Genomic DNA, 14329 nt, shown 5'->3' on the forward strand with positions numbered 1-14329 from the left:
TAGGACCAGCTTACAAATCAGGCACACTCCATTTTAATAGCAGACCTGCATAGGTAAGTCCTCCCCCAAATCCATATAACAACACATGTTGTCCATACCGTAAACGTCCATCATCCAAACCACACTGCAAAGCCAACGGGATGGATGCCGCCGATGTATTGCCATACAATTCTACGCTTGTCAGCGTTTTTTCCAAAGGTACTGTACTTCTTTCACATATGGACTCGATCATTCTCAAATTAGCACTATGAGGTACAAACCAGTCAAGATCCTCTTTCTGCATATTTGCCTTATCCAATAATCGTTCGATTCCCGTTGGAACAGAGCGAACAGCCCATTTATAAACCTCACGTCCATTTTGAGCAATAAATCCATGGTCTTGCAGCTTCTCTCCATCCAAATGATCAGATAATCCCACTCGGTAAAGATGTGCTCCCCCATGCCCATAAGTACCTATATCTGAAGTTAAAAATGATCCTTCATCCTCGTCATATTCAACAAGCGCAACCCCTGCACCATCTCCAAAAAGTATACACGTCGTCCGATCCGTATAATCTGTAATTTTGGACAACGTTTCGGCTCCCACTACTAGCACCTTACGATGCAGACCACCCGTAATAAGGCCATTTGCCAAATGAAGTCCATAGGAAAAACCTGCACATGCTGCACTAATATCCATTGACCCTGTATTCGGAATATCAAAATGAGCCTGAATACGTGAAGCCGTGCTCGGAAAGTAGTAATCAGGTGTACTCGTCGCTACAATGATCATCTCAACATCGTTTATATTTACGTCATACAGGTTAATCATACGTGTAATAGCTTGTATGCATAAATCAGATACATATTGATCTTCAGCCGCAATGCGTCTTTCATGCATACCCGTTCTCTGTACAATCCACTCGTTACTGGTATCCACAAGCTTCTCCAAGTCAGCGTTCGTCAAAATCCGTTCAGGTACATAAGTGCCAAAGGCCGTAAGCTTAGCTTTTGAATTCAACAATCTGACCACTCTCCTTTGTAATCCTTATTCACATTATAACACCAGATACTAATACCTGGTACTAAATTATTTTAAAACCGTCTTCTTATTACTAGTTAATATCCACTTATCCAGTTAAACTTATAACAAGCTCAATTTAAATAAAATCCCACTGCCTTTTAACGCAAAAAAAGACCATGATCTTATGAAGATCATAGTCTCTTTTGCTTGTTGCTTGGCGACGTCCTACTCTCCCAGGACCCTGCGGTCCAAGTACCATCGGCGCTGGAGGGCTTAACGGTCGTGTTCGGGATGGGTACGTGTGGAACCCCTCCGCTATCGCCACCAAACATGAATTTGCTACGCAAATTCTTCCGTACGGTTATTCGGTTCACCACTTATCGTGTGAATGAATAGCCATGCGCTTGTCGTATGTCACTTGTACATACCTTCAAGGTTACACCCTGAAAACTGGATCCGAAACTCTTTTGCGTTTTATCTTTAGGATAAGCCCTCGACCGATTAGTATTGGTCAGCTCCATGCATTACTGCACTTCCACCCCCAACCTATCTACCTCGTCGTCTTCAAGGGGTCTTACTAATTGGGAAATCTCATCTTGAGGGGGGCTTCACGCTTAGATGCTTTCAGCGCTTATCCCTTCCGTACATAGCTACCCAGCGGTGCTCCTGGCGGAACAACTGGTACACCAGCGGTACGTCCATCCCGGTCCTCTCGTACTAAGGACAGCTCCTCTCAAATTTCCTACGCCCACGACAGATAGGGACCGAACTGTCTCACGACGTTCTGAACCCAGCTCGCGTACCGCTTTAATGGGCGAACAGCCCAACCCTTGGGACCTACTTCAGCCCCAGGATGCGATGAGCCGACATCGAGGTGCCAAACCTCCCCGTCGATGTGGACTCTTGGGGGAGATAAGCCTGTTATCCCCAGGGTAGCTTTTATCCGTTGAGCGATGGCCCTTCCATGCGGTACCACCGGATCACTAAGCCCGACTTTCGTCCCTGCTCGACTTGTAGGTCTCGCAGTCAAGCTCCCTTCTGCCTTTGCACTCTTCGAATGATTTCCAACCATTCTGAGGGAACCTTGGGGCGCCTCCGTTACTCTTTAGGAGGCGACCGCCCCAGTCAAACTGCCCACCTGACACTGTCCTCGCACCGGATTACGGTACCAAGTTAGAACCTAGATACGATCAGGGTGGTATCCCAAGGATGCCTCCCTTCAAGCTGGCGCTCAAAGTTCGACGGCTCCCACCTATCCTGTACAGATCGTACCCAAATTCAATATCAAGCTGCAGTAAAGCTCCATGGGGTCTTTCCGTCTTGTCGCGGGTAACCTGCATCTTCACAGGTATTAAAATTTCACCGGATCTCTCGTTGAGACAGCGCCCAAGTCGTTACGCCATTCGTGCGGGTCAGAATTTACCTGACAAGGAATTTCGCTACCTTAGGACCGTTATAGTTACGGCCGCCGTTTACTGGGGCTTCGGTTCATAGCTTCGCCCCGAAGGGCTTACCACTCCCCTTAACCTTCCAGCACCGGGCAGGCGTCAGCCCGTATACTTCGCCTTGCGGCTTCGCACAGACCTGTGTTTTTGCTAAACAGTCGCTTGGGCCTTTTCACTGCGGCCCCCTCGGGCTATTCACCCTACCGAGGCACCCCTTCTCCCGAAGTTACGGGGTCATTTTGCCGAGTTCCTTAACGAGAGTTCTTCCGCGCGCCTTAGAATTCTCTTCTCGCCTACCTGTGTCGGTTTGCGGTACGGGCACCTTCTCCTGGCTAGAGGCTTTTCTTGGCAGTCTGAGATCATGACCTTCGCTACTACAATTTTCGCTCCCCATCACAGCCCAGCCTTAACGATGTGCGGATTTGCCTACACACCAGCCTCACTGCTTAGACGGACATCCATCAGTCCGCGTCACTACCCTACTGCGTCACCCCATCGCTCATAACGGATTACGGTGGTACAGGAATTTCGACCTGTTGTCCTTCGACTACGCCTATCGGCCTCGCCTTAGGTCCCGACTTACCCTGAGCGGACGAACCTTCCTCAGGAACCCTTAGGCTTTCGGCGGATCTGATTCTCACAGATCTTTTCGTTACTCATACCGGCATTCTCACTTGAATGCAGTCCAGCGCTCCTTACGGTACACCTTCAACCCGCATTCAACGCTCCCCTACCCCTGATGCAAAGCATCAAGCCATAGCTTCGGTGGTGTGTTTAGCCCCGTTACATTTTCGGCGCAGAGTCACTCGACCAGTGAGCTATTACGCACTCTTTCAATGGTGGCTGCTTCTAAGCCAACATCCTGGTTGTCTGTGCAACTCCACATCCTTTCCCACTTAACACACACTTGGGGACCTTAGCTGATGGTCTGGGCTGTTTCCCTTTCGACAATGGATCTTAGCACTCACTGTCTGACTCCCGGAACTAAATCTATGGCATTCGGAGTTTGACTGAGCTTGGTAACCCTTGCGGGCCCCGCACCCAATCAGTGCTCTACCTCCACGATTCTTCTTTCCGAGGCTAGCCCTAAAGCTATTTCGGGGAGAACCAGCTATCTCCGGGTTCGATTGGAATTTCTCCGCTACCCCCACCTCATCCCCGCATTTTTCAACATGCGTGGGTTCGGGCCTCCAGTGCGTGTTACCGCACCTTCACCCTGGACAGGGGTAGATCACCCGGTTTCGGGTCTACGTCCACGTACTCAGTCGCCCTATTCAGACTCGCTTTCGCTGCGGCTTCAGCTCTTCACCTTAACCTTGCACGGGAACGTAACTCGCCGGTTCATTCTACAAAAGGCACGCCATCACCCGTGATTTTTCCAAAGGAAAATATCATAGGGCTCTGACTTCTTGTAAGCACACGGTTTCAGGATCTATTTCACTCCCCTTCCGGGGTGCTTTTCACCTTTCCCTCACGGTACTGCTTCACTATCGGTCGCCAGGGAGTATTTAGCCTTGGCAGATGGTCCTGCCGGATTCATACGGGGTTTCACGTGCCCCGCACTACTCGGGATCCGTCTCGGAGAGAACCAGTTTTGAACTACAGGGCTTTTACCTTCTCTGGCGGGCCTTTCCAGACCTCTTCATCTAACCGGTTCCTTTGTAACTCCATGTGAGACGTCCCACAACCCCAAGGAGCAAGCTCCTTGGTTTGGGCTAATCCGCGTTCGCTCGCCGCTACTGACGGAATCACTATTGTTTTCTCTTCCTCAGGGTACTTAGATGTTTCAGTTCCCCTGGTCTGCCTCTATTCTGCCTATGTATTCAGCAGAAAGTGACTGTCGATGAAGACAGCCGGGTTTCCCCATTCGGACATCCCCGGATCAAAGCTTGCTTACAGCTCCCCGAGGCTTTATCGTTGTTCGCCACGTCCTTCGTCGGCTCCTGGCGCCTAGGCATCCTCCGTGTGCTCTTTGTAGCTTAACCTAGACTTTTCTTTGATAAAAGAAAATGTCGATGTTCGATAAAGAATGATTTTTGCCAAAGGCAAAAGATCTTTCCTTACCTGCTACCTTTATTTCACTTGTTTACACAAGATCAGCTTAAAGGAATATTCTAAAACGCAATTTCGTTTCGGTATCCAGTTTTCAAGGTGCAATTCGCTTCATCGAAGCGAAACCCGATGAATATTTCGGTTCCACACGGATGTGTGAATGAAGTATTCGTCGAAGCTTGAGAGTTTGAACTCTCAAAACTGAGCAACGAGTGAGTAAGTTCAGGATATTCATTTCATTCACACGAATGTGATGAACCGAATTGAATATCCGGTCGCAGGTACGTTATACCTGCTAATTTGAATGTTTCCATTGCAGGAAACGATTCTCCATAGAAAGGAGGTGATCCAGCCGCACCTTCCGATACGGCTACCTTGTTACGACTTCACCCCAATCATCTACCCCACCTTCGGCGGCTGGCTCCCTTGCAGGTTACCCCACCGACTTCGGGTGTTGTAAACTCTCGTGGTGTGACGGGCGGTGTGTACAAGACCCGGGAACGTATTCACCGCGGCATGCTGATCCGCGATTACTAGCAATTCCGACTTCATGTAGGCGAGTTGCAGCCTACAATCCGAACTGAGACCGGCTTTTCTAGGATTGGCTCCACCTCGCGGCTTCGCTTCCCGTTGTACCGGCCATTGTAGTACGTGTGTAGCCCAGGTCATAAGGGGCATGATGATTTGACGTCATCCCCACCTTCCTCCGGTTTGTCACCGGCAGTCTGCTTAGAGTGCCCAGCTTGACCTGCTGGCAACTAAGCATAAGGGTTGCGCTCGTTGCGGGACTTAACCCAACATCTCACGACACGAGCTGACGACAACCATGCACCACCTGTCTCCTCTGTCCCGAAGGAAAGGTCTATCTCTAGACCGGTCAGAGGGATGTCAAGACCTGGTAAGGTTCTTCGCGTTGCTTCGAATTAAACCACATACTCCACTGCTTGTGCGGGTCCCCGTCAATTCCTTTGAGTTTCAGTCTTGCGACCGTACTCCCCAGGCGGAATGCTTAATGTGTTAACTTCGGCACCAAGGGTATCGAAACCCCTAACACCTAGCATTCATCGTTTACGGCGTGGACTACCAGGGTATCTAATCCTGTTTGCTCCCCACGCTTTCGCGCCTCAGCGTCAGTTACAGCCCAGAGAGTCGCCTTCGCCACTGGTGTTCCTCCACATCTCTACGCATTTCACCGCTACACGTGGAATTCCACTCTCCTCTTCTGCACTCAAGCTCCCCAGTTTCCAGTGCGACCCGAAGTTGAGCCTCGGGATTAAACACCAGACTTAAAGAGCCGCCTGCGCGCGCTTTACGCCCAATAATTCCGGACAACGCTTGCCCCCTACGTATTACCGCGGCTGCTGGCACGTAGTTAGCCGGGGCTTTCTTCTCAGGTACCGTCACTCTTGTAGCAGTTACTCTACAAGACGTTCTTCCCTGGCAACAGAGCTTTACGATCCGAAAACCTTCATCACTCACGCGGCGTTGCTCCGTCAGGCTTTCGCCCATTGCGGAAGATTCCCTACTGCTGCCTCCCGTAGGAGTCTGGGCCGTGTCTCAGTCCCAGTGTGGCCGATCACCCTCTCAGGTCGGCTACGCATCGTCGCCTTGGTAGGCCTTTACCCCACCAACTAGCTAATGCGCCGCAGGCCCATTCACAAGTGACAGATCGCTCCGTCTTTCCTCCCTCTCCCATGCAGGAAAAGGATGTATCGGGTATTAGCTACCGTTTCCGGTAGTTATCCCTGTCTTGTGGGCAGGTTGCCTACGTGTTACTCACCCGTCCGCCGCTAGGTTATTTAGAAGCAAGCTTCTAAATAACCCCGCTCGACTTGCATGTATTAGGCACGCCGCCAGCGTTCGTCCTGAGCCAGGATCAAACTCTCCATTAAAGACCAACCGAAGCTGGTTTATAGAAAGAGCGATAAGCTCATTTTGAAACTGACGAGATAAAAAATATCTCTTGTTTGATTTTGCGAACAAAATCGTTTTACTCACTCGTTGTTCAGTTTTCAAAGATCAAACATTCATTTCGTTAATTCAGCACGTCGCTTCATCAACTCTTATATCATATCATGTCCGAACCAACTTAGCAAGCATTTTTTTAAAACGTTTTTTGTAACACTCGCTCGCAATATTGTATTTCTTGGCCGGAATTAGAATATACCATATACACATCCCGTTTGCAAGCATTTTTTATGTGAAATTCATAATACTTTATTTATTATTCATTTTCCTTCTATATAATAGCTCCGTTGTATCTATCTGCGTCTAACTACAAACAAAGAACCTCTTCCCTTAAGCAACAGGAAGAGGTTCTTTGTTCTATATCTACTAATTACTCAGAGCCCATAAAGGCAAAGCGGATCACTACAATAATAGCAAGCACCCACATGAGCCAGTGAATTTTAACTTTATTGCTGGTAAACAGATTACTGAACACAGCCAGCACAACGTAAGACAAAATACCAGCAGAGATACCATTCGCGATTCCACCTGTGAAAGGCATCAGCACGATAGTCAAAAATGCAGGAAACGCCAACAGGAAGTTGTCCCAGTCAATGTTACGAACCTGACTCATCATTAGGACCCCAACAATAATCAGAGCTGGAGCAGTAGCGGCAGAAGGCACAACCAGAGCCAACGGTGCAATAAACAGGGCCAACAAGAACAGAACACCTGTCGTTACAGCAGTCAGTCCGGTACGTCCGCCTTCTTCTACCCCTGCGGAGCTTTCTACGAATGCTGTAATCGTACTTGTACCCAATACAGCACCGGTACTTACGCCAACAGCATCCACCAGCATCGCTTTACCGATAATTTTCTCGCCTTTTTTCTTATCTTTCATTATACCCGCGCGAGTAGCCGTACCTACCAAGGTACCGAACGTATCAAACAACTCTACAAATGTGAAAATGAAAATGATATCAAACAGACCAATATGCAAAGCTGCTTTCAAGTCTAACTGGCCTACAGCCAAATTACTGAAATCAGGAATCCAGTTGCCTGTTGTCAAGCTACTCAGATTCGTTACTCCCATCGGAATACCGATTAATGTAGTAGCTACGATCCCAATCAGCAATGCACCTTTAACCCGAACGACCATCAGTGCTGCGATAATAAGCAATCCGATTAGGGCCAGCAGTGCATCCTTTTGATGTACCAGACTTCCCAAAATCAAATTAAAAGCATGCCCCGGAACCGGTTGACCAACATCTGTCCCTGGAACGATACTCACCATAACCAGATTACAAAGCTTGAAGCCGACAATCGTAATAAACAAGCCGATACCCACTGTAATAGCTGTCTTTAAATTTTCCGGAACCGCAACAAGCAGCATCTGTCTTACTCGTGTCACGGTTAAAATCAGAAAGACGATACCGGATATAAATACAGCGCCAAGTGCCGCTTGCCAAGTAATCATGCCATTAGAACTCAGGACTACAGTCATAAAATAAGCATTCAAGCCCATACCCGGCGCCATGCCGATCGGCACATTAACGAATAACCCCATCAGGATGGTAACCAAACCTGCACCTACGGCCGTCGCAAAAAAGACAGCTTCACTGGGCATACCTGCTCCAGTCGGACCTAAAAAGGTATTGTTGACCACCAAAATATAAGCCATGGTCATAAAAGTAGTAATCCCCGCTATAATTTCTGTGCGGACGTTCGTGCCATGTTCCTTTAATTTAAAGAAACGCTCCATGAGTCGTAATTCCTCCTACGCAAAGCATACTCGTATTGTTGTCGTTCGTTTGAAGTAATATTCGCATTCAATGCGCTATATTATTACATTCGTTATTTTAGGCTCTCACCTACTGCTTGTCAACAGAAAAAGCGAATGTTACAAATTAAACATATATGTATTGTTCGGAAAACAGAAAACCCGCAAGCTATTATGCAGCTAACGGGTTATCATTTAAGGGAATCAGATGTTTTTGTACTTATCAAATGCATTCGCTGTGTCTGGGATATTCTCCAGATAAACGATCTTACCTTCCGCATCCAGCCGGGCCTTGTCCACTCCAGTAAGTGTATAAACTTCGCCTGTTGCTTTTTTACCACACACTGCCCATTTGGTTTGATAGGTATCAGGTTCTCTGGGTACAGGTTTCCAACCTTCATACATATGCTTGATTTCGAGCGATCCCTCAAAGAACATATTCAAGAAGCTTTTCCAACTGTTCATACCTTGTTTTCGATCACCATTCAATACAAACTCAATCTTCTCAGAAAAAAGGCTAATTAATCGCTCTCTACTCTTCTCGTCATCTTTTGCTAAATCATAGTAGTGAAAATAATCTTCTAAAATCTTCATCGTGCGCAATTCCATTCGTGCTGTATATGTGTATTCATCCTTATGAGAAGGTTATTGCAATTTTTCCAACAGCATGGTGGGTTTCGCTTAAAGCGTGTGCATCATATAAGCCTTTTTGCGAAAAAGGAAACGTCGCTCCCACTACCGATCTTACTTTCTTTTGCTCCAACAGGTCGGCAATTTCCTGCAGTTGCTGTCCGTTGGGCTCCAGCCATATATTTTTGGCCGTTACGTTGGACTCCTTTACCAGCTCTTCGTCAAAATTGCTCACAATGGATATGATCCGTCCAGTGCCCCTTTTCATTACCTTAAAGCTATTCTTCTGAACATCCCCGCCCATCGTATCGAACACCACGTCCACATCAGATAAAACTTCCTCAAAACGAGTTGTGTGATAGTCAATGATTTGGTCGGCTCCCAATGAAGCAAGCAATTCATGATTACGCTCACTGGCTGTAGTAATGACATAGGCTCCGGCTTGTTTGGCAAACTGGATAGCAAACATGCCTACGCCACCTGCACCTGCGTGGATTAATACTTTTTCCCCTTTGGTCAGTTGACCATGTGTAAAAAGCGCCTGCCAAGCAGTCAACCCCGCCAAAGGTACAGAAGCGGCTTCCTCCCAAGAAATTGAGGCAGGTTTACGCGCCAACAGGTGATCATCCACCAAGGTATACTCGGCATAAGTACCGAACCGTGTGGTGTCCGGGCGTGCAAACACTTCATCTCCCACTTTCCAATCGGTGACCTCGCTGCCTACTTCCGAAATAGTGCCGGCTACATCCCAGCCTAAAATAATCGGGAACTCCCAATCCATCATTTGTTTTAAGTAACCTTCACGCAACTTCCAGTCAATTGGGTTGATGGAGGTAGCCGCCACTTTGACTACAACCTGATGAGCCAGTGGTGTAGGAGTAGGCACTTCTCTTTCTTTCAATTCATCCTTGCTTCCATACTGATCTATAACGATGGCTTTCATATTCATTTCCTCCTCACATTTATATATTCTTCACATTGTTGGACATACGCTGTAGTACATCTGTCAAAGCCACAATTTCCTCATCTGTAAACTTACATAGCAGCTTTTCCTGGAAGGCTTGTCTTTGCTCTGACAAAACTTGCAGCTCTTGAACCCCTAATTCGGTCAAACGTATATAGGTCACACGCTTATCCTGCTCTTTTTTACTACGTAAAATCAGACCTTCCTCTTCCAGCCTTCGTAGATGTCGAGTCACTGCTGCACCATCCAGAACGAGCAGATGTTGGAGCTCTAGCTGGCTTAGTTCCTGACGATGGTCAATATGATACAAAATTTCAACCTTGGTAAAACTGGTTTTTAACTGTGCTTCAAAAGCGTTATTCATTTCTTTACACAAAAGATGCATGCGATAAAACAACTGACTTTTTTCAGAGCAATGTTCGATGACAAACCATCCTCCTAATACTTGACCTATCAATTGATATATCAAGTATTATACACCCTCACTAAAAATAAACAAGTCCTGAGACAAGTCTATATAGACAAATCCTACAATTCAAGAATACTCAAGCTAAACAAATAGCCTGAGCATTCTTGAATTGTAGTTAAGGTCATTCGATGAAACGATGAAATAGTCCATACATTACAGTGTATTCATAAATCCGATAATACGAGCCGCCATCCGCTCGTGGCCTGCCTGATTCGGGTGCAGGCCGTCAGGGATACCATTTTCCCCTGTAAAGTACATCTGTTTATGCACAGGCAACAGTGGTTGAATTCCAGCGATATTCCACAGATCGCAGCACGGGAAAGAATACAGTGAGGCCACTTCTCTCACGGCCTGTGCATACGCGCTATAGACTTGACCTGTGATAGCATTAGGCAGATGCTCAGGAACGGTATCACTTGATCCGTGAGGCGGGGTCAAAAAGACGATCAGCTTGTCCGGGTAACGGTTAATTAATCCTTCGGCAATATGCTTGAGCGCACCATAAAACGTACGCGTTTCTGTCGATGGCGTATCCAAGCTACCGAACGATATTTCTCCCATCGAAAAATCGTTTCTTCCCCCCATAAAAAAGATCACGTCCGCATGAGGGTTCATTTTCTCATAACGCTCACACATCGGTTCAAAGCCACCGCTGGCTACACTGCTGCCGGATATGCCATGATTCTCAAAAGTTTGGAATCCTAATACATCACTCACGAGGTGGGGGTATGGCTTTTCTCCATCACGTAATTCATATCCAAACGTAATACTATCGCCCAGGAATACGGCATGGCTACCTTGGTACTTGCCCTGATTATTTGTCAATCTAATTCCACTCCTACTCTATTAGATCGTATTATTGATTTCGATAAATTTATGTTCAATCGCTGTCATTTCGTGATTTGGCCGGGTTATTAAATATGTATCCATGTAGCCAAAGGTTGGGGGAGCGGGCAAATAGGATGTTACTTTGAATTGCCGCGCCAGCCTTTTGGACATGAGGGTGATTCCCATTCCCATCAAGGAAAATTGTACCATCGTTTCAAACACACCAACCTCCACAACCTCGCCATGGGTCAATTGCATGTCCTGATACATCTTCTCTAAATACGTGAGGTACAGGCAGCCATCCGACAATATGATAATAGACGCTCCTTGGAGTACCTGTTTAAGATCCGAGCCTTCATGTATGCCTTTCCCCACCAGTACCAGTTCTTCACGGCATAATTTTTGATAATGAATATACGGGTTAGCGGGATACCCTGTAACAAAAGCAATATCGAGTTCGCCGTCGAGAATCAATCGTTCCATTCCCGTGGTGGTTCCGGTTTTTAATGTAACCGAGGCCTGCGGGTACAGCTCGTATACCTTCGTAAGCGCCCTTGTTGTTTCCCCCGCAACAATGGACTGCATCGTACCGATGCGCAGCTTTTCCTCCTGCGGTCTCATTTTCATCTCCGTGTCTTGCCACAGCAACAACATTTGCTTGAACTGAGCATATAGGATTTCTCCTGCAGGTGTCAGCTCCATACCCCGGGGCTTTCGGTAAAATAGCGCTGTGCCGTAATGGGCCTCCAGCTTCTTTATTTTAGCCGTCATATTCGATTGCAGATGATTCAGCTTTTGGGCAGCTTCTGTCAGGCTTCTCAGCTCTGCCACCGAAACAAATGCCTGCATATTTTCAATATCCATCCCTTCACCTCCCATCAAATAAAATGATACCTATATCATAAACAAGCATTATTATTTATGAGTTAAGTGTATTATATTGACCTTGGACGCTACTTTCCACCCTCATTTAAAAATTAGGAGGTATGGCAACATGGTAATAAAGAAGATTCGTGCAGGTATCGTAGGAGGTTCGATGAATAATAAATGGGCTAGTCAAACGCATATTCCGGCGTTGCTCAAGCACTCAAACCTGGATATCACTGCCGTCGGTACCTCCCGTATGGAGAGTGCACGACAAAGTGCAGAAGAAGTAGGTGCGGCACTGGCTTTTGATGATGCCAAAAAGCTCGCAGCTTCCGAGGATGTAGACATGGTCGTGGTGAGCGTAAAAGTTCCCCATCATTATGAGGCGGTGATGGCGGCAATTCATGAGAGAAAGCATATTTTTTGTGAATGGCCCTTGGGGGCAAACACTGCGGAAGCTGCTGAAATGGTCAAGGCGGCGGCACTGGCAGGCATTCATCATACCGTCGGCTTGCAGGCACGGCAAGATCTTGAAGTGCAAACGATGAAAAAGTTGGTGGAGAGCGGAGAGATTGGTGAAATTCTATCCTGCCATATGCAAGTAGCTACTTCCGGCAAAGGTGGACAAGTAAATCAGGACACTGCTTATTTGCTGAACAGAGCCAATGGCGCTAATCTACTAACGATTAACGGCGGGCATTCTCTGGATGCGCTGCAATACATCGTTGGCGAATTCCGCGAGCTATCGGCCATCACATCATCTCGCTATAATGAAGCCACTATTCAGGAAACGGGTGAAGTCATTTCCAAGGATACAGCCGATCAGATTCTGATTCACGGACTATTGGACAAGGGGGCGCCGATATCCGTTCACATTCAGGGCGGAGTGAATTCTAAGTTTGAGATAGAGATTCAGGGGAAAAAGGGCATTTTGCGTTTGACACAGAATCCTACGCTTGGGCATGTTCAATTTGGGAATCTGACACTCGAAAAACTTGCGTACGATCCAAGCAGTACGCAGAGTCATGGTCCTAATGGGGCGTTTGAACAAATAAGTGTAACTGCTGAGCCTGATGGCGGACTGGATTTTCCAAAACAAGGGGTAACCCTGAATGTAGCCAAGGCTCATCATGTATTTGCCGAGGATATTTTGACGGGCACCCGTCTCGCTCCTGATTTCAACCATGCCTTAAAGCTGCATCAGCTACTGGATCGCATCGAGGAATCGGCTGCAACCGGGAAAAAGATTGTATGGTAAGGTAGAATTATAAAAAAGAACATTCAGTACCACGATGATGTGGAATTGAATGTTCTTTATATTGTAATCAGTTAAAACCCTACTCCACTCGATGGTGGTAATGCAGTGGACTTCCCTCCAGAAAAATTACCTTTTTTTAATGAAGTCATGTGTTCTCAACTTTTATCCTGTCACCTTCAACCAAAATAACTTCCGCGTTGCTGATTGGATATAAATTTAATTGGCTGCCATATTCCTCAATGATGTTCTCCACCGCTTTTTTAAACAGGATGTTCGTATGGTGGGGGACTGGATAGAATTCAATGGTCCCGAGCGCAACAAAGGAATCCAAAGCAGGCGCCTCCTGCACATTGTCCATAAGTTGGGCATATTCGATATTCGGTGATAAAATCATCGAACCTGCCGATTCGCCTATGTATAACTTCCCTGCATTAACTTCATCAGCAATGATTTTGTCAGCCCCGGTTCTTCTTAACTCTTGAAGTAAATAAAATGTGTTGCCTCCGGTAATATAAATATAGTCATTTTCTCTAATTTTACTCTCTATTTCATTCAATGGTGCTGTGCTGATTTCGATTTCATCCACGACTAATCCTAAATTCTCTAATGCTTTTTTCCCTGAATTCACATAAAACTTAACTTTCTCTGGAATACTCGCGGTTGGGATGAAGGTGACTTTTTTTCCTTCTAAGTTTTCACCAGCGAAATGGACTAAGCATGGTGCAACATCCTTAAATGAGGACGACAGAAATAATTTTTTCATCTCTTTATTCTCCTTAGAACAACGTTTAATGAAACGAGATATGTAACAATTTAACCTAGGTACATTATAAAATATATTAGTATCAAAACATGACACCATTAGAGCATGACATGAAAAAGAGGTGAACGTTTAATTTCATACTTGATTTAAGCTATTTATAGCTTGAATCTAATAAAAACATATAAAAAAAGAGATACATTACCATTGAATAATATCTCCTTTTTTTAGCTTCATATTCCGTTTTGCAACCACAAATGACTTCATATCCCGTCCTTGCTTGCCCCCGTAAAAAAGACTCCAACCGCATAGCGATACTTCGCCGA

Annotated in this window: 9 protein-coding genes and 3 rRNA genes; 1 reads left to right on the forward strand and 11 read right to left on the reverse strand. The window is 46.3% G+C overall.

The annotated features are described in order from the left end of the window. Positions 1-10 precede the first annotated feature (10 nt). The 10 genes from ACEN8J_RS18315 to ACEN8J_RS18360 form a co-directional block, all read right to left on the reverse strand. The gene (locus tag ACEN8J_RS18315) at positions 11-1003 is read right to left on the reverse strand and encodes a ketoacyl-ACP synthase III (protein WP_029516043.1); all 993 of its coding nucleotides are present in this window, start codon (positions 1001-1003) and stop codon (positions 11-13) included. 212 nt (positions 1004-1215) lie between these two features. Beyond that, positions 1216-1332, reverse strand: a 5S ribosomal RNA gene (gene rrf, locus ACEN8J_RS18320). A 152-nt stretch (positions 1333-1484) separates the two neighbouring features. Then, positions 1485-4433: ribosomal RNA gene (locus ACEN8J_RS18325) — 23S ribosomal RNA — on the reverse strand. Positions 4434-4836: 403 nt separating this feature from the next. Then, positions 4837-6392: ribosomal RNA gene (locus ACEN8J_RS18330) — 16S ribosomal RNA — on the reverse strand. The 16S, 23S and 5S rRNA genes sit together here, the layout of an rRNA operon. 446 nt (positions 6393-6838) lie before the next feature. Then, positions 6839-8209, reverse strand: coding sequence for an NCS2 family permease (locus ACEN8J_RS18335; RefSeq protein WP_023987039.1), 1371 nt, complete (start codon positions 8207-8209; stop codon positions 6839-6841). Between the two features lie 222 nt (positions 8210-8431). Further along, the gene (locus ACEN8J_RS18340) at positions 8432-8821 is read right to left on the reverse strand and encodes a nuclear transport factor 2 family protein (protein ID WP_220027006.1); all 390 of its coding nucleotides are present in this window, start codon (positions 8819-8821) and stop codon (positions 8432-8434) included. 40 nt (positions 8822-8861) lie between these two features. Beyond that, the gene (locus ACEN8J_RS18345; protein ID WP_449291961.1) at positions 8862-9800 is read right to left on the reverse strand and encodes an NADP-dependent oxidoreductase; all 939 of its coding nucleotides are present in this window, start codon (positions 9798-9800) and stop codon (positions 8862-8864) included. 19 nt (positions 9801-9819) lie between these two features. Beyond that, the gene (locus ACEN8J_RS18350; RefSeq protein WP_039270704.1) at positions 9820-10290 is read right to left on the reverse strand and encodes a MarR family winged helix-turn-helix transcriptional regulator; all 471 of its coding nucleotides are present in this window, start codon (positions 10288-10290) and stop codon (positions 9820-9822) included. 153 nt (positions 10291-10443) lie between these two features. Next, positions 10444-11115: an SGNH/GDSL hydrolase family protein gene (locus ACEN8J_RS18355; protein ID WP_069011295.1), complete on the reverse strand. Its 672-nt coding sequence runs from the start codon at positions 11113-11115 to the stop codon at positions 10444-10446. 21 nt (positions 11116-11136) lie between these two features. Beyond that, on the reverse strand, positions 11137-11982 hold the full coding sequence (locus tag ACEN8J_RS18360; RefSeq protein WP_069011293.1) for a LysR family transcriptional regulator: 846 nt from the start codon (positions 11980-11982) through the stop codon (positions 11137-11139). 130 nt (positions 11983-12112) lie between these two features. Here ACEN8J_RS18360 and ACEN8J_RS18365 point away from each other — a divergent pair, with 130 nt between their 5' ends. Continuing rightward, complete coding sequence (locus ACEN8J_RS18365; protein WP_039270697.1) at positions 12113-13243, forward strand: Gfo/Idh/MocA family protein; 1131 nt, start codon at positions 12113-12115, stop codon at positions 13241-13243. A 145-nt stretch (positions 13244-13388) separates the two neighbouring features. Here ACEN8J_RS18365 and ACEN8J_RS18370 read toward each other — a convergent pair whose 3' ends face one another. Continuing rightward, positions 13389-14006 (reverse strand): Type 1 glutamine amidotransferase-like domain-containing protein, encoded by a 618-nt coding sequence (locus ACEN8J_RS18370; RefSeq protein WP_322251831.1) that lies wholly within the window; start codon positions 14004-14006, stop codon positions 13389-13391. Between the last annotated feature and the right edge of the window lie 323 nt (positions 14007-14329).

The organism is Paenibacillus sp. Paensp38, assembly GCF_059491915.1.